This window comes from Hungatella effluvii, from assembly GCF_003201875.1.
GTDB lineage: Bacteria > Bacillota > Clostridia > Lachnospirales > Lachnospiraceae > Hungatella > Hungatella effluvii.
On record NZ_QJKD01000003.1, the window covers coordinates 118,912 to 135,939 of the forward strand.

Annotated in this window: 18 protein-coding genes; 6 read left to right on the forward strand and 12 right to left on the reverse strand. The window is 51.4% G+C overall.

What is annotated here, in order from left to right; genetic code table 11:
- Positions 1-7 precede the first annotated feature (7 nt).
- On the reverse strand, positions 8-232 hold the full coding sequence (locus DFR60_RS06460) for a cation transporter (protein WP_110322168.1): 225 nt from the start codon (positions 230-232) through the stop codon (positions 8-10).
- Positions 233-259: 27 nt separating this feature from the next.
- Positions 260-625: an ArsR/SmtB family transcription factor gene (locus DFR60_RS06465; RefSeq protein WP_025531196.1), complete on the reverse strand. Its 366-nt coding sequence runs from the start codon at positions 623-625 to the stop codon at positions 260-262.
- Positions 626-1,024: 399 nt separating this feature from the next.
- Between DFR60_RS06465 and DFR60_RS06475 the strand changes: the two genes are divergently transcribed.
- From DFR60_RS06475 to DFR60_RS06485, 3 genes are read left to right on the forward strand one after another with little or no spacing between them, the layout of a single operon-like run.
- Positions 1,025-1,825, forward strand: coding sequence for an ABC transporter ATP-binding protein (locus DFR60_RS06475; protein WP_025531194.1), 801 nt, complete (start codon positions 1,025-1,027; stop codon positions 1,823-1,825).
- Positions 1,826-1,835: 10 nt separating this feature from the next.
- Complete coding sequence (locus DFR60_RS06480) at positions 1,836-2,639, forward strand: ABC transporter permease (protein ID WP_110322170.1); 804 nt, start codon at positions 1,836-1,838, stop codon at positions 2,637-2,639.
- Between the two features lie 19 nt (positions 2,640-2,658).
- Positions 2,659-3,444, forward strand: a complete 786-nt coding sequence (locus DFR60_RS06485) for an ABC transporter permease (RefSeq protein ID WP_110322171.1) — start codon at positions 2,659-2,661, stop codon at positions 3,442-3,444.
- Positions 3,445-3,571: 127 nt separating this feature from the next.
- Here the strand turns inward: DFR60_RS06485 and DFR60_RS06490 are convergent, their stop codons facing one another.
- Together DFR60_RS06490 and DFR60_RS06495 are read right to left on the reverse strand one after the other, a co-directional pair.
- A complete protein-coding gene (locus DFR60_RS06490) occupies positions 3,572-3,808 on the reverse strand; it encodes an HPr family phosphocarrier protein (protein ID WP_002603170.1) in 237 nt (78 codons plus the stop codon).
- Between the two features lie 118 nt (positions 3,809-3,926).
- A complete protein-coding gene (locus tag DFR60_RS06495) occupies positions 3,927-4,934 on the reverse strand; it encodes a substrate-binding domain-containing protein (RefSeq protein ID WP_207659506.1) in 1,008 nt (335 codons plus the stop codon).
- A 183-nt stretch (positions 4,935-5,117) separates the two neighbouring features.
- On the opposite strand from DFR60_RS06495, the gene DFR60_RS06500 reads away from it, so the two are divergent.
- Both DFR60_RS06500 and DFR60_RS06505 read left to right on the forward strand, forming a co-directional pair.
- Positions 5,118-6,668, forward strand: coding sequence for a response regulator (locus DFR60_RS06500; protein WP_110322173.1), 1,551 nt, complete (start codon positions 5,118-5,120; stop codon positions 6,666-6,668).
- A complete protein-coding gene (locus DFR60_RS06505) occupies positions 6,665-8,536 on the forward strand; it encodes a sensor histidine kinase (protein ID WP_110322174.1) in 1,872 nt (623 codons plus the stop codon). Before DFR60_RS06500 ends, DFR60_RS06505 begins: the two co-directional genes overlap by 4 nt.
- 12 nt (positions 8,537-8,548) lie before the next feature.
- Here DFR60_RS06505 and DFR60_RS06510 read toward each other — a convergent pair whose 3' ends face one another.
- A complete protein-coding gene (locus DFR60_RS06510) occupies positions 8,549-8,935 on the reverse strand; it encodes a NifB/NifX family molybdenum-iron cluster-binding protein (protein WP_110322175.1) in 387 nt (128 codons plus the stop codon).
- A 146-nt stretch (positions 8,936-9,081) separates the two neighbouring features.
- A complete protein-coding gene (locus DFR60_RS06515; RefSeq protein WP_110322176.1) occupies positions 9,082-9,492 on the reverse strand; it encodes a DUF134 domain-containing protein in 411 nt (136 codons plus the stop codon).
- Positions 9,493-9,744: 252 nt separating this feature from the next.
- Between DFR60_RS06515 and DFR60_RS06520 the strand changes: the two genes are divergently transcribed.
- Positions 9,745-9,975: an HPr family phosphocarrier protein gene (locus tag DFR60_RS06520; protein ID WP_110322177.1), complete on the forward strand. Its 231-nt coding sequence runs from the start codon at positions 9,745-9,747 to the stop codon at positions 9,973-9,975.
- A gap of 82 nt (positions 9,976-10,057) precedes the next feature.
- Here the strand turns inward: DFR60_RS06520 and DFR60_RS06525 are convergent, their stop codons facing one another.
- The 6 genes from DFR60_RS06525 to DFR60_RS06550 form a co-directional block, all read right to left on the reverse strand.
- Positions 10,058-10,882 carry a hypothetical protein gene (locus DFR60_RS06525; protein WP_110322178.1) on the reverse strand — a complete coding sequence of 275 codons (825 nt, stop codon included), beginning with the start codon at positions 10,880-10,882 and terminating at the stop codon, positions 10,058-10,060.
- 110 nt (positions 10,883-10,992) lie between these two features.
- Complete coding sequence (locus DFR60_RS06530) at positions 10,993-12,366, reverse strand: MATE family efflux transporter (RefSeq protein WP_110322179.1); 1,374 nt, start codon at positions 12,364-12,366, stop codon at positions 10,993-10,995.
- A 37-nt stretch (positions 12,367-12,403) separates the two neighbouring features.
- Entirely contained in the window at positions 12,404-13,357 is a 954-nt protein-coding gene (locus tag DFR60_RS06535; RefSeq protein WP_110322180.1) for a glycoside hydrolase family 25 protein, read from the reverse strand.
- Positions 13,358-13,397: 40 nt separating this feature from the next.
- A complete protein-coding gene (gene ytvI / locus DFR60_RS06540; RefSeq protein WP_207659507.1) occupies positions 13,398-14,531 on the reverse strand; it encodes a sporulation integral membrane protein YtvI in 1,134 nt (377 codons plus the stop codon).
- Positions 14,532-14,678: 147 nt separating this feature from the next.
- Positions 14,679-15,731, reverse strand: coding sequence for a histidinol-phosphate transaminase (gene hisC / locus DFR60_RS06545; RefSeq protein ID WP_110322181.1), 1,053 nt, complete (start codon positions 15,729-15,731; stop codon positions 14,679-14,681).
- A gap of 14 nt (positions 15,732-15,745) precedes the next feature.
- Positions 15,746-16,936: a pyridoxal phosphate-dependent aminotransferase gene (locus DFR60_RS06550; protein WP_110322182.1), complete on the reverse strand. Its 1,191-nt coding sequence runs from the start codon at positions 16,934-16,936 to the stop codon at positions 15,746-15,748.
- Positions 16,937-17,028: the final 92 nt, after the last annotated feature.

Below are 17,028 nucleotides of genomic sequence, written 5' to 3' on the forward strand. Positions count from 1 at the left end.
TTAACGTTTACCGGAGTACCTTGAATTCTGCTTCCGGCTCTATCTTATATGCAATTTTTCTGCTTTCTTCCACAATCGCGTCTGCGCGGTCGTCCTCGACCTCTATGGTCAGTCTCTGCGTCATAAAGCTGAGTGCTGCAGACTTCACGCCTGCCAGCTTCGAAACCTCAGTCTCGATCTTTGAAGCACAGTTTGCACAGCATAAACCTTCTAATTTAATAATCTTTCTCATACCTTACTCTCTCCTTTTTCTTTTCTCTTATTCGCAGATATGTTCCATGCCCTGGGCCAGAATCGTCTCGATATGGCCGTCTGCAAGGGAATAAAATACGGTTTTTCCGTCCCGCCTGAACTTTACCAGACGCATCTGCTTTAGGACGCGCAGCTGATGGGATATCGCTGACTGCCCCATCTTTAAAAGGCCTGCGATATCACAAACGCACATCTCGGACTGGCTGAGTACATACAGGATCCTGATTCTGGTGGAATCTCCGAATACCCGGAAGAATTCGGCCAGATCCAGAAGCTGCTGGTCAGCCGGCATCACCTGCATGACACGGTTTACAATGTCCTCGTGGACCGATATAAAATCACAGTGCGGTGCCTCGCTGTCCTGCAGATCCATTCTGTTTCCATCCTCCATGATTTACCTCCTTCTTGTTCTTATTTTATTCCTTCATATGAATAACTGTTCATATGTTTATATTATCACATTTTATGAATAAGTCAATACCCTTTTTCCGTTGACTTTTGCCCTCTCCGGTGCTAAAATGAAGTTCCTTTCTCCCGCCGTCATCCCATTCCGGGAATCGGGAAAAGAGAATATTGATACCACGGTAGAGTCCCCGGGAAGCAGGCGTCATTTCCTGCTGCACAGTCATCTCCCGGAGAGGAATGCGGTTTTTGAGGCATTCCACCGCTTGGCAAGATATTAGAACGCACTCACTGTTACGACAGATCTGCAACCGGCTGTCCTCTGTCAGAAAGTCCACGTTCCATAATATTACTACCAGGAGGAACCATTATGATTCAAGTGGAACATGTGAACAAGACTTTTAAAGTCGCAAGAAGGAGCGCCGGCTTTTCTGAAGCGGTCAGGGCGCTTTTTCACAGGGAAGTGGACTATGTCCATGCGCTGAACGACATCACCTTCACCATCGGTGACGGTGAGATGGTCGGCTACATAGGCCCCAACGGCGCAGGAAAAAGCTCCACCATCAAAATCTTAAGCGGAATTCTGACTCCCGACAGCGGAACCTGCCTCATTGACGGCCGGATACCCTGGAAGGAACGGAGGGAACACGTAAAAGAGATCGGCGTCGTATTCGGCCAGCGCTCACAGCTCTGGTGGGACGTGCCCGTCATCGATTCCTTCGAACTTCTCCGCGACATCTATGAAATTCCCCAGACACATTACGAAGATGCACTCGACGAGCTTGTAGATTTACTGTCCTTGAGTGAAATCATGCGGACGCCTGCCAGACAGCTGTCCCTCGGCCAGCGGATGCGCTGTGAAATCGCCGCCTCCCTGCTGCACCGGCCGAAAATCTTATTTCTGGATGAACCGACCATCGGCCTGGATGCCGTCTCCAAGCTGGCGGTCCGTGACTTTATCCGCAGACAGAACAGAATTCACGGCACCACGGTCCTCCTGACCACCCATGACATGCAGGACATAGAAGCCATGGCAGACCGGGTCATGCTGATCGGAAGAGGCCGCCTGCTTTTAGACGGCACCTTCGAGTCACTGAAAAATCACTGCAGGGAAGAAGGGGAGACTTTGGATGAGATGGTCGCCGATCTGTACCGCGATTATCGGATTTAGGAGGCGGCTTATGAAAAAATATCTCTCATTTTTCCGGATTCGCTTCCTACACGGGCTGCAGTACCGGACTGCCGCGGTGTCAGGCATGGTCACCCAGTTTGTCTGGGGCGCCATGGAGATTTTACTGTTCCGGGCCTTCTATCAGGCGGATTCCTCGTCATTTCCCATGACCTTTCAGGCGCTGTCGACCTACGTCTGGCTTCAGCAGGCGTTTCTGGCCCTCTACATGGCCTGGTTCTGGGAGATGGAGCTGTTTGATTCCATCACCACGGGTAATGTAGCCTACGAGCTCTGCCGTCCCGTGCGCCTCTATAATATGTGGTATGTCCGGAGTCTGGCCGTCCGTCTGTCAAAGGCGGTGCTGCGCTGTATGCCGATTCTCATCGCAGCCCTTCTCCTTCCGAAGCCCTACGGCCTCACACTGCCCTCCCATGCGGGAACCTGGTTTTTTACCGTACTTTCCATGGTTCTGGCGCTGTTCATCGTCACTGCGCTTAACATGGTGGTCTATATGTCTGTTTTTTATACCATTTCCTCTCAGGGAATCCGGCTGATCGTCTCATCGCTCTTCGATTTTTTCAGTGGCGCCGTCATCCCCCTGCCCTTTTTGCCGGGAAATATAGGAGCTGTCGTCAGCCTGCTGCCCTTTGCCTCCATACAGAATGTGCCGTTCCGCATCTTCGGCGGTGATTTGAGCGGCCGTGAGATATACTTAAGCCTTTCGCTGCAGATCTTCTGGCTGCTTGTGATGCTGGCCGCCGGCAGGGCCATGGAACGCCATGCATTGAAACACGTTGTCATACAGGGCGGTTGAGAAAAAGGAGGAATCTTTTATGAAAGCAGTACGGCTTTATTTTCGTTTTTTTGAAATGCAGTTAAAAAGCATGATGCAGCACAAGGCTTCGTTCTTTTTCACCATGCTGGGACAGTTTCTCGTCTCTTTTAACGCATTTCTGGGCGTCTACTTCATGATGACGCGTTTTCATGAGGTTTCCGGCTTCACCTATCCGGAGGTGCTCTTATGTTTTTCCATCACGCTGATGGCGTACACGCTGGCGGAGACATTTTTCCGCAGCTTCGATACCTTCAACCTGATGATTGGAAACGGTGAATTCGACCGGATCCTGCTGCGGCCGGGCAGCTGCGTCTTCCTGGTGCTGTGCAGCAAGATCGAGCTTACAAGGATCGGACGGCTTCTCCAGGCTGTCGTCATGCTGGCTTACGGAGTGGTGAAAAGCGGTATTCTCTGGACACCGATGCGGGTGCTCACGCTGATCCTCATGATCGGAGGCGGGACCCTCGTGTTTGCCGCTATCTATATCATCTTCGCCTCCATCTGTTTCTTCACCCTGGAGGGGCTGGAGTTCATGAACGTGTTCACGGACGGCGCGCGGGAATACGGTAAATATCCAATTGCCATTTACGGAAAGACGGTGCTCACGATCTGCACCTTCCTGGTGCCGTTTTCCCTGTTCCAGTACTATCCCTTCCTCTATCTGACCGGCAAAACAGTCAGGGACTGGTACGCCCTTCTTCCGCTGCCCGCCTGCCTCTTCTTAATTCCGGCGGCCTGCCTGTGGCGTTTCGGATTGTCCCATTACCAGTCCACGGGCTCATAAGAGACCCCCTCTGAAGCAGCTGTTGCACAAAAAGAAGGCAGAGAAAGTAAACGGTTCTACCTTTTACTTTCTCTGCCTTCCGGCACTTGAAACTCTATGGCTTATTCGGCCTGATTTTGCTTTTTCTTCACGCAGCGATGGGAACGATAGCTGCTATCTGATCAATTATATTATCACAGTTATCTGTATGGAAGATAACTTCTACTGTTCTCGATTTAGCAAGGGACAGCACTCCAACAATCGACTTCGCATCTACTATACGGCTTCCCAGTTTTACGTCCGCATCAAAATCACATTTGCTCATAATTTTTACAAATGAAAAGATCTGTTCTGCCTGGTCAAACGTTACGAAAATATGCTTCATTTTTATCACCCCTTTGTTTTCTGACAGTTTATATCATAACACGACAGGAATCGACATTTCTACGGTAATATTTTTCTAAATACTGGAAAATATTTCGTTTTTGCCATTTATCCCCGTTTCACAGGCCGCTGCCGCCCTCATCCGGCGCTGCGGGATCCCCCGCCGTCACTTCCAGACCGCCGCCGGCGCCCTCGTGAATCGGATAGTCCCTGCCGTCTTCCGTTTTAAATACCGCTCCTTCTCTCACTGTAAGCTCCTGATTAACCAGTGCCATGGACACCTGGGCAGACAACGCTCCTAATGCAGCCGGATTCCAGAGAATTAACTCCGGGCACACGCAGGCGTCGTCAGAAACAGCGTCTTCCTCAGACATGGGTGGAATCCCAAGACCTGTCACCCTGATCTGTCCCTCAAGTCCCTGCTCTTTTACGACATCCGCAGCGGCCTTAATCCCTACCGTGGTGGGCGCACAGATCGCCTTAAGAGCCGGGTACTTCTCAATCAGCTCTCTCGTTCTGGCTTCGGATGCCTTATAATCATCCTCCCCATATACAATATCCACGAGACGCATATTCTGATACTCCGGCTGCTCCAGTTCTTCCATCATGGCGCGAATCCACTGGCTCTGATTGGCTGAACGGGCCTGGGCCGAAAGGATTGCCCACTGGCCTTCCCCATCCATACAGTCTCTGACCGCGTGCACCAGACTGGCGCCTGTCTCCTTTGGATCGGCCGGGCTCACATAAATGCTGCGGCTGTCCTTTTCCGTGTCAGAATCTAAAGTAGTGACCACGATTCCTTTTGCCATCGCCTCCTTTAACACGGGAGCGAGCGCATGTTCGTCACTGACCGCGATGGCGATGGCTTTCACCCTCTCCCGCATCATACGGCGCACAAGAATCACCTGATCCTGGGCCCTCGCCGATTCCGGATACAGCACCTCGCAGCGATATCCCGCTTCCTCTGTCACCTGGCGGAACGATTCCGCCACTTCTTCATTATACTGGTTATCTTTCGATTTCATGATTATTGCATATTCCGGATCCTCCGCCACCAGCCCCGCAGCACTGCACGCCGCAAGGCTTAAAAGGGTCAGAAGTCCTATTATCAGCCAGAACCGTTTCACCGTCTTCCCTCCGCTGTTTCCTCTTTTGCTTCCATTATATTCCAGTATACTACCCATGGGGTAATTTGTCTATTTTCGTTGCATATTTCCTATTTCCTGTTACAATATTTATATACCATGTTTACAAAACATGAAACCGGGGACGTTCTGGCGTTCCCGCATTTTTGGAAGGAGAAAGATACGATGAAACTGCTGATTGTAGACGACGAAAAACTGACCCGCGAGGGAATCCGTGACAGCATCGCCAGGCTTTCTCTGCCTTTTGACTCCATACTTCTCGCCGACGACGGGGTACACGGCCTGGAGACTGCGGTCTCCGAACAGCCGGACATTGTCTTAACCGATGTGAGGATGCCCCGGATGACAGGTGTTGAGATGGCAGAAGCCATACTGGAAAAGAATCCTGACACCGCTATTATTTTTATGAGTGCCTATTCTGATAAAGAGTATTTAAAGGCAGCCATCAAACTGAAGGCTGTCCGCTACGTAGAGAAACCACTGAGCCTCTCCGAGCTCGACGACGCCCTGGCTGAAGCCCTGTTAAACTGCCAGGTGCGCAGCCACACGCGGAGCGCCGTCATGATACAGGAAAAGGAACAGAAAGGCCATCTGGCCCACCTTCTGTCGCTTCCGGGCAGCGAGGCGGCGGCGCTGGAGCTGAGCGGCCAGCTGGAGCTTACCATTGGTCCCGCCACCTCGTTTTTCACAATCATCGTGGACAGTATGACGCCGCTCTCCGAGCTTCCGGAGATCCCGATGGATGAGGCGCGGGAGAATTTCCTGATTCTGTTAAAGGCGCTGGGATTAAAGCAGGTCTATGCCTTCCGCTCCGACCGCTATGTGATCGTACATATATATTCTGAGAAAAAGCCCGATAAGGAGGCCGTTAAGCGATGCGCCCTGTTCTTACAGGAGAGTTTCGACAAATACTGCCGCTTTTTCCTCGCAGTAGGCCCTATCGTCACGGGCGCCGCCTCCGTCCATCTCTCTTACGAGAAGGCGAAGCTCCTCCTGGAAAACAGCTTTTTTCACGAGTTCAATTCCATTTTGACCGATTACGATAAACCGGCCGCCCTCTGCCCGCCCGCCGATGTGCTGATGGACTTTGGCCTGGCCCTCTCGGAAAAGCAGAAGGAGAAGGCGCTGGAGCTCGCGAGACTGCTCCACGACTCCATCTTGAACGGCCAGCCGCTTCTGCCCAGCCAGGTGAAGGATATCTACTACAAATACCTTGTAAAGCTGGACGAAAACGGCATCATGAACTACATTTCCCTGTGGAGCAGCGAGGGAGTAAATCCTCAGTCCATCTGGGACAGCGTACTCCGCTGCCGCACATTCTCCGAGCTGCACAGTCTGCTGGCAGAGAAAATCGAACAGTATTTTGACCATTTAAGCCGGGACACAGGGGAGAATCCCCTGGTCTTTCAGGTCAAGGAATACCTTCACCAGAACTATGCCATCTCCTCGCTCTCTGTGCTTGATGTCAGCGAATACGTGAACCGGTCTTCCAGCTATATCTGCACGCTGTTTAAAAATGAGACGGGTCAGACACTGAACCAGTATCTGACCAATTACCGGATCAAGAAGTCCAAGCAGTTTTTGGGCGATCCCCGTTATAAGATCGCCGATATTTCCTCCAAGGTGGGCTACAGCGACGGCAACTATTACAGCAAGACCTTCCGGAAGCTGGTGGGCCTGTCCCCTTCTGAATACAGGGAGAAAATACTTTCATGAAAAACTTCTTCAAACGAATGATGCGTCACTATACGTATGACCTGAAATTAAAGAATAAGCTTGTTATCTCCCACGCTCTTTTAATTCTGCTGCCCACGGCGGTCTTATCAGGCTTTATTTTCGTAAAGCTTTACGGCATCGTCATGGACGACTCCATCCGCTCGGAGCAGGCCTTATCTGCACAGACGGCGGCGTCGATCGAGAATCTGGTCTCCCACGTGACCTACGTATCCGACGCACTCAAGGAGTCTTCCTCCATCCACCGCCTCTTCTATCTCTCGGAGAGCGATGCAGCGGCGTTTGAGCCGGAGCAGAACCGGATGGACAGCCTGTTTCATTTGACGGACAGCCTGACCGACAACACCATGATCACGGGAATCCGCATCTACTATGATGATTCCGTTTACCCTGATCTGATGAAATACAATACAGAGGGCAACCGGCTGTTTTCTCCGGTCTCCTCTGTCAGCAGCAGCTACTGGTACGGAATCTTCAGCACCATGCATGATAAGGAACTGCTCTGCCCGGAGCTCTACTTAAGTCCGTCCGAAGCAGGGGAATTCGGCCGCCTGGCCTATATTTCCAAGATCACCTATCTGCCGCCTGTCGGTTCCGATCAGGAGCTTGTGCAGGCCTCCGCCTATCTGGCAGTGTATTTTAACAGTGAGCCCTTCGATTCCGCGCTTATTAACAACGCCTCAGTCAAGGGAGAGGCGGCCTACATCATCAACAGCCGTGACGTGATGGTATCCGCCTCCGACATGGCCCTTGCGGGGATCTACTATATTCCTGCGGACGAATTCTTTTCCAAGATCGGTCCGGAAAAGACATTTTCCCTGGTGGCGTATCCGGATGGCGACGCATATACGGCTTACTTCCCCATCAGGAACACGGACTGGTACATGGTCTCCCTGCTGCCCTCCAGCCATATCACCGACGCTGGGAGTAAGCTGATGGTTCAGCTGATTATGGCCTACCTCCTCTTCACCGCCGCCGCCCTCTTCATCGCCCTGAAGCTTTCCGTCTCCATCGCGGACCGTATCATCGCGGTGGCCTATCAGATGGAATCCGTCCGTACAGGCCGCCCCAGGCCGATGGAGGCCGAGGAGACCGGCTGTGACGAGATCGGCGTTCTCACCGACACGTACAACTATATGACGGAAGAGATCAACGATCTGATGAACAGCCAGGAGAAGGCCTCCGAAGACTTAAGGCTGGCGGAATTCCGGGCCTTACAGGCGCAGATTAATCCGCATTTTCTCTATAATACACTGGATATGATTAACTGGCTGTCCAGAACCGGACGAAAAGAAGACGTTACGAAAGCGGTCCAGACGCTCTCCCGTTTCTATAAGCTGACGCTCAGCAAGCGGGGACTTATGAACACCATCGAGGAAGAGTTAGAACACACCGAGCTATACGTGGAGCTCCAGAACATGCGTTACGACGACTGTGTCAGCTTCGTCGTGGATGTGCCGGATGAACTGTCCGAATATACCATTCCAAAGCTGACCTTCCAGCCCATTGTGGAGAATGCATGGCTCCACGGAATCATGGACAAGGAAGAAAAAAGCGGCAACATCCTTCTGACGGGCTGGCGGCAGGACGGGGACATTGTCTTCCTCATCTCCGACGACGGCATCGGGATTCCTCCCGAAAAGCTGGAATCCATTCTGGCAGAAGGAAACGGAGATCCCATGGCAAATGGAACCTCCGATTCTGTACACATCGGTGTCTATAACACCAACCTCCGTCTGAAGCGTCTCTACGGAGATTCCTACGGCCTTACCTTCCAGAGTTCTCCCGGAACGGGAACGGAGGTGACCATAAAGATTCCCGCGAAACGCCGGGAAGACAGCCCTGTTTAAACCGACAGAGTTTTAGTGATGACAGCTTCCGCCGCCATGATTGCAGTCATGGTCTTCGCCTTCATGGTGGTGGCTGCACATGGTATCAGGATTGTAGGAGAGCGTTCCCTTTAAGAGCGCCTCCACAGCCTGGTCCGCATCTCCGCTCACACCCGGATACAGTTCGATTCCGGCCTCGCTCAGCGCATTTCTCGCTCCTCCGCCGATACCTCCGCAGATCAGAGTCTCCACTCCCATCCCTTTTAAGAATCCAGCCAGCGCGCCGTGTCCGTTTCCATCGGTTTCCACAACCTCTGAAGATACAACAGTTCCCTCTTCTGCCTGATAGATCTTAAACTGTTCGCTGTGTCCAAAATGCTGAAACACACCGCCGTTCTCATACGTTACCGCAATTTTCATGATTACATCCTCCATTATGATATTCGAGTACTCTCGGAAACTCCTTGTGCTCAGATTTGTGAGATGATTTTTCGTCAGATGTGCACAAATTTACGAGGCGTACACGGCGTGTACGTTGAATAAATTTGTGTGCATATGGCGGAAAATCAGCCACAAAGATGGGCGCAAGGGAGTTTCCGAGAGTGCTCTTGTCCATCACACCTGCGTCCGGGGCAGAGACGCTTTCTGCAGTCCTTTTTACAGCAGCCGCCCGCCCTGGGGCATACCTCATAGTTTCCTCCGCAGATGGAAAGAGCGCTTCCCTCCACCAACATGGCCGCTATCTTCATCCTCGCGGACTGGTATACGGCCTGAATCGTCGTCCTGGCCACGCCCATCTGGTCTGCACACTCCTCCTGAGTACAGCCCAGATAGTCGATGAGGCGGATCGTCTCATACTCTTCCAGCGTCAGGGAAATGTTCTGGTCCGTCTCCGGGTCTGTCCCTGCTTCCAACGGTCCAAACCGTATTCTTCCCGGTATTCCGCATATCCGTCTTGCCTTAACGGGCCGTGCCATATCGTTTCCTCCCTTTTGCAGATGTTATTGACATATGTCATTTATTATAAGGCAATTTTTGACATATGTCAATTATTATCTCTGTATTTCTGTGATACTCTCTGCTTCAGTACAGTTCACGCCTCATCAGGGCCGCATATTAACGGTATTTTAGCATGAAACTGCTGTTTCTTAACAACTTCTTATTTGACTTTTCTTCTCATTTCCACTAAAATACAACATACTTATCAATGTATAAAGGAGGTACTTCACATGGGAGAAGTAAAGGTTGTATTCCAGTCCGTCGATGAAGTGATGGATTATTTAAAAGCGCTTGAAGGGTATTCCGGTGATCTGGATTTACAATGTGATCATATGATTGTTGACGGAAAGTCCCTGCTTGGCATTTTGAGTCTTGGAGTCAACCGCCTGCTCAATCTTCAGATTTATTCCGATAATTACGAAGAGCTGATTAAAAAGATCGAATTCTGCTGCCGCGGATAATAATCGGAACAGTTCAAAAAGGTGTGCCGCAGAATCATCAAAACGATGATTCTGCTGACACACCTTTTCTGCTTTCGTTCCTTCATCGGATCGATCCGATAATTCCGTCCGCCATATCCTTCCGGTATGGATCGTAGACGATCTCGATCATCATAATGGATTCTCCCGACCACCGGAAATACAGATCCTGGTTGAGAAGTCCCGTATAGATTACCGGCAGCTTCGCATATTCCCGGCCGCCAAGGGTGACCATCTCCACCGCTCCGATCTGCATGTACTCGTCGTATCCGCCGAGTCCCTGCCCCATCACCGCGGCCAGCTGTCCGGCATCCATTCCTTTAAACTCCTCGTCCATCTGATCATACGTCACCACCACCATGGACACCGTCATATCCGGCGCCGCCACCGACAGATCCAGGGTCATGGTATCATCCACGTATAAATCCATATAGGATTCCAGCGGCACGAAGCCTTCCGGAACCGTCACCTGATAGCCCAGCCTGGGGCTGGTAAACGTCATTCCGTTCCAGCTCCCCGCCGCCGGTGTGACGCCGGGTCCTTCCACCATGGCGCCGTTATCATCAAAGGTATACTCCGTCCCGTCGATCATACGGGTTGTCCCACAGACCATCGCTCCGGAATCCTCCAGATAATACCAGATCCCCTGAAGCTCTATCCAGCCGGTTTTCATAAATCCATCGGCTCCTATGTAATACCATCTGCCCTGATCCGTAATCCAGCCTTCCGGGGCAGATGTTCCGTCATCCTCCTGGTACTGCCATCCGCTCTCCTTCGTACCGGGGCCTGGCTGTTCTGCGGCCTGATACTGCCATGTCCCTGCCCAGGCCTGTCCCGTACCCAATGTGCCAAACAAAAGCACAGCGGCTGCGGCAATCCATTTTCGCATCACTGCTTTGTTCCTCCTGTCCGGACGTGCTCCTGGTACAGCGCTGCATAAACTCCTGAGTAACGCTGTAATACTAGTACAGCATTCACTGGAACTTATGCAACGTTGTACTAGGCTTTCTGCCTACCCAATACCGGTCTCCGGTTGATAATCTTGTCGATGACCAGGAAATAGATAGTCACCGATACAGCTGCGCTGACAAAATCGGAAATAGGTTCCGTGTAAAATATATATTTGATTCCCATGGTTGCAGGAATCAGAAACGCGCCGCCGAGGAAGATCATCTTCCGGAACATGGACAGTGTAATCGCCACACGTGCGATCCCCATACCGGTAAACCCGTCCACTACAGTATATTGCGCAGCCAGAGGAATTATGCCTAACGTATAGATTTTAATGGCCCAGACAGTCAATTCCACATATGTCTCATTCTGTGTGAAAATCCAGACGAAAAACTGGGGAATGGTGTGGGCGATCAGGAACATGACCGTGGTAAACACAAGCCCCAGCACTGCGATATGAACCTCCGCCTTCTTGATTCGTTCCGGCCTTCTCGCGCCGTAATTATAGCCCAGAATCGTCTGGGTCCCGCTGGTAATCCCGCCAAGCGGCATGGTGACCATCAGCATGAAGCTCTGAACGATCGTCATGCAGGTCAGCAGCATGTCTCCCTGCTCCGCACCGCCATACTTCTGAATCACAGTATTCAATGCGATGATCAGAATGTTGTCAAACGCGATGATCAGGAACGGACTTAAGCCAATTAAAAGGACTCTCTTCATAATCTGCCAGTCGTATTCCCCGAAGGTGATCCGCACCGGCGCCCGCTCACTGAAGAGAAACTTAAGCACGTAGGCGCAGGAAGCCATCTGAGACAGCACCGTAGCCACGGCCGCGCCGCGCACTCCCATGTGAAACACAAAGATAAACACGGGGTCCAGTATAATATTGCACACCGCGCCGATTAAGACCGACTTCATGCCCACCTTGGCGTAGCCCTGGCAGATGATAAACTGGTTCATCCCCGTCGCCAGGAGCGCGAATACCGTCCCCAGCAGATAAATCGTTATGTATGCGTTTGCATAAGGAAACGTGGCCTGGCTGGCTCCGAACCACATGAGCAGATGGTTCTTCATCAGCAGGGCGATCACTGTAATCGCCGCTGACAGCACGGTCAGAAGCAGAAAACAGTTTGCCAGAATCTGTCTGGCCGCCCGTTCATTCTTTTCCCCCAGCCGTATACTCATGAGGGGGGAGCCGCCGACACCCACTAAAAAAGCAACAGAAGAAATGAGGGTCACAATCGGGCCGCAGATTCCTACTCCTGCCAATGCGATTTCGCCGGTTCCGGTGATATTACCGATATACATTCTATCCACAATACTGTAAAACACACTCACAAACTGGGCCAGCATGGAGGGAAACGCAAGCCTCCATACCAGTCCTCTCATATCATCTGAATCTAAATTATTCTCTGCCTTCACCTTCTGTTATCCATCCTGTATTCCTATTTTCTTTCGCTTATTCTGCCATCGCCCCGTCAGGGCCAAAGGTATAAGATGCCCCGTCGATGGTCATAGTTGTGTCGTGAATCATGGCGCCGTTGGAATCTAAGTAGTACCACTTACCGTCTACCGAGACCCAGCCGGTCTGTTTCACGTAATTCTTCGTATAATACCAGTTTCCGTCTACATGCTTCCAGCCTTCCGCCGGAATCAGTGTTCCGTAATCCACAAAGGAGAATTCGATGGTCACGTCACCGGTGATTCCATCTACCTTTCCCTTATCCGTGCACTGCCATATGGTTCTGTTCTGGCAGTTGTTGATGGTTCCGTACCTCGCATACCAGATATCGTACGGAATCTGGCTGATATCCATATGATTGGTCAGCCACTCGTTGTTCGCATAGACGACTGGCCGGTATCCTGCGTCGGCTATCACTTTGCAGAATGCGTTAATATTGTCGGTGATCTGCTGCTTCGTCAGACCGTTGTCCAGCAGGTGCTGCGATTCCACATCATACGCGATCGGATACGATACAGGATAGTCCCGCACCATCTTTAACACGTAATTCGCCTCGTCTATGGCGCTCTGGGTGTCGAGTGCCTGTGTGTAGAAAAATACGCCGGTCTTAATCCCGTTTTCCGACGCTCCCTGCATGTTCATGGAATAGTAGGGATCCATGTCCTTGTAGTATCCGATTCTGATCATGGCGAAATTCACGCCGTCGGCCGCGACCTTTGCCCAGTCGATGCCTCCCTTGTCCGCGTTCGCCCGGTTCTGATACTTCGTCACGGTAATGCCTTTCTCCAGCGCTCCCGCTATGGGCGCCCCCGACGCGTCCACATACTGACCGTTTTCCTTGTCCCACGGCTCTGCCGCTGCCGCCGTAAACGGCACAGCAGCCATCATCATGACGGCCATCAGTCCCGCCGCCAGACGGATTCCTTTTTTCTCGTTCCTGATTTTACTCATTCCTTCCTCCAATTCGTTACTACACTAATACAGCGTTGCGTCAGTCCGATTCCCTGCGGAACACATTAATATCGTGAAGCAGTGTCTTCACACTGTAGATCAGGGAATCAAATGCCCCGAACTCATACAGATTCAGAAACAGCATGCCGATGGGCACCGCCAGGATCATACCTGCGACTCCGCTGATCTTAAAGCCCAGATACAGAAACAACAGCGTTGCAAGAGGATCCAGCCCCATGGTATCGCCTACGATCTTCGGTTCTATGACACGCCTCAGTACCTGTGTGAGCACATAGAGCGCAAGCATCCCCACTGCAAAGGCAGTATCTCCTGAAAAGAGCCTGATCACCGCCCAGGGAATCAGGATCGTCCCGGTTCCCAGCACAGGAAGAAAGTCCAGGAAGGCCACAATAACGGCGATCAGAAGAGCGTAATCGACTCTCAGGACCAGAAGGCCGACAGCAAGCACCACTGCGATCACAAACATGATCTTGAACTGTGCGAGAAAATAGCCTCCCACCAGATGCTTTACATCTTTTTTCAAATACTTATAATACTTCGATCCGCCCTCCGGCATGTTTTTCTTAAAGAATTCCAGTATCTTATCGCGGTCCACGATAAATAAGTAGGACGAAAAGATCGTGACAATCGTATATACCAGTGCCGCGGGAATACTCTTAACCACATTGCCGGCGACGGTCACGGTAGGGCTTGCGATCTTCTGCACTGCCAGATTCAAATACTCCCCGATATGTCCGAAGAACTGGTTTACGGAGTCTGAAACGCTCTGGGGCAGGAACTGCAGGAGCCGCTCCACTTGAATCAACATCTTCTGGACTTCCACGGAAGCCGATTCATAATACTTCGGGATGTCGCCCACGAAACCGACGGCCTCCGTTACCAGCTTCGTAATCACAAAATAAAGAAGCGTGATAATAAGCGCCAGAACCGCCACCACAATCAGCATGGAGCTGTGCTTTCTCACGATCTTCACCCGTTTTTCCAGAAACTTCACCAGCGGATTGGCTATCATCGCAATAATCCAGCCGATGACAAACGGCAGGAAAAACTTTAAAAAACGCGGTCCTATAAAACAGACCAGCCAGATAACAAGCAGGGGTATGACAATATTAAGAATTAACCTGCAGTACTTCTTCCAATTATTCATAATCATCACCTGTCCTCATTATACTCCCCGGCCGGAACCATTACAAGCCGAAAAAGCCGCCGCGCGCGGCGGTTTTTTTGACCCTCGCGGCAGTCGCCAAATGGACGCGCCAGCGTGTCCGTTTGGCTCGTTGCCCGCGGGAATGAAGAAAATCTAAAGATATTCTTTCAAAAAGCAGTATAGAGCCTCCATCTCCTCATCGGTTCCGATGGTAATGCGCAGATAGTTGTCAATCCGCGGCTGATTAAAGTACCGCACAAAGATGCTGTTCTGCCGGAGTGCCTCATAGATATCTTTCGCCCTGGCGGTCTCATGGGACGCAAAGATAAAGTTCGCCATGGATTCAGGGAAGGTAAAGCCAAGTTCATGAAGCCTCAGCTTCGCCTGTTCTCTCGTATGGATAATCTTCTCCACCGTATCCTGGAAATACGCCCGGTCTTCCACGGCCTTCGCCCCCAGAATCTGGGACGGCATATTCATGGTATAGGAGTTGTAAGAGTATTTCACATCATTCAAGGCGCGGATTAAGGCCGGATTCCCAATGGCATAGCCGATTCTCATGCCCGCCATGGATCTCGACTTACTGAAAGTCTGCACAACCAGAAGATTTTCATACTTCCTGGTCAGCTTAAGCGCGCTGGTTCCGCCAAAATCGATGTAGGCCTCGTCCACAATCACCACAGAGTCCTGGTTATGGGAAACGATGTCCTCCACCTCCGAAAGCGGCATATAGAGCCCGGTAGGCGCATTGGGATTAGGGAAAATAATTCCGCCATTCTCACGGTAATACTCTTCTTTCACAATCTTGAAATTCTCATCCAGAGCCGGTTTCTCATAGGGCACGCCGAAAAGCTCCGCCCAAACCGGATAGAAGGAATAGGAGATGTCCGGGAAAAGCACCGGCTTATCGGAGTTGAAAAAGGTCATGAACGCCATGGCGATCACGTCGTCGGATCCCACCCCTACAAAGATTTCATCTCTATCCACTTTATAATATTCGGAAAGTGCGTCCACAAGAACCGAGGATGCAGGATCCGGATATTTTCTGAACAGATCGTAATCCATCTCCTTAAGTGCTGCGCTTACGCCCGGCGTCGGCGGATAGGGATTCTCATTCGTATTTAACTTGACTAAATGACTGCCCTTCGGCTGGTCTCCCGGCACGTAAGGGACTACTTTTCTGATATTTGCCTCCCATGGTTTCATCGCTCTTCCTCCCGTCATGAAAGTCCGTACTCTCCGGCAACCGCTTCAAAGGCCGGCAGAGACCGCTCAATCTGCTCATAAGACACACAATAGGAAATTCTCACATAACCCGGACAGGCAAATGAGGTTCCCGGCACCACCAGCAGGCGGTGCTTCTTGCATACTTCACTGAAAGCCCTGTCATCTGCTTCCGGAGATTTTACAAACAGATAGAATGCGCCTTCCGGACGGATACACTCGAATCCAAATCCCGTAAGGCCGTTGTAAAGGAGATTCCGGTTCCTGTCATAGGCCTCCACGTTTACTTTCTCATCTATACAGCGCATGATCACCCGCTGCATCAGAGAAGGAGCGTTCACGCAGCCGAGAACACGGTTGGCAATGGTCGCCGCAGCGATGACTGCCTTTGAATCCTCCAGCTCATCCGGAATCACCAGATACCCGATCCGCTCTCCCGGAAGCGACAGGGACTTGCTGTAAGAGTAGCAGACAACCGTGTTATGGTAGAACGGAGTCACATAAGGCACCTCCACCCCGTCATACGCCAGCTCCCGGTAGGGCTCGTCCGATATCAGCACGATGGAAGTCTTGTACTCCTCTTCCTTTGCCTTCATAACTGCCGCAATCTGTTCCAGCGTCTCCGGCGAATAGACCACTCCGGTGGGATTGTTCGGTGTATTGATGATGACCGCCTTCGTCCGTTTCGTAATCTTCTCTTTCAGCTCCGAGATGTTCGGCTGAAATGAGGAGGTATTCGGGGACACCGTCACCAGCACTCCGTCGTAATTTCTCACATAGGCGCCGTACTCCATAAAATAGGGGGCAAATACGATCACTTCATCTCCCGGGTCCAGAACCGTCTTTAAAATAACGTTCATACCGCTGGCTGCGCCCACGGTCATCAGAATATTCTCCAGATGGAACTGGGTGCCGAATCTCCGGTTCAACGACTGTGCAACCGCATCCCGGACATCCTCGAAACCCGCATTGCTCATGTAACCATGGACCATGGTAGACACTTCTTCCGCCACGATATCCGTAATCGCCCGGTTCACCGCCTCCGGCGCCGGCACATTGGGATTGCCAAGGCTGAAATCATAGACATTCTCCGGTCCGTAGATGGCGGCCAGGCGTTTTCCTTCTTCAAACATGGCCCGAATGGCAGAATTATTCTCAACAAGGGGCCTCATCTTCTCAGCTATCATATCCTCATTCCCTCACTTTTTTCTGAATTTATGGCTGGTACTGCATTGCGTAAACTACCTCACCAAGTGCTCATAGTATACCATACCAGAAA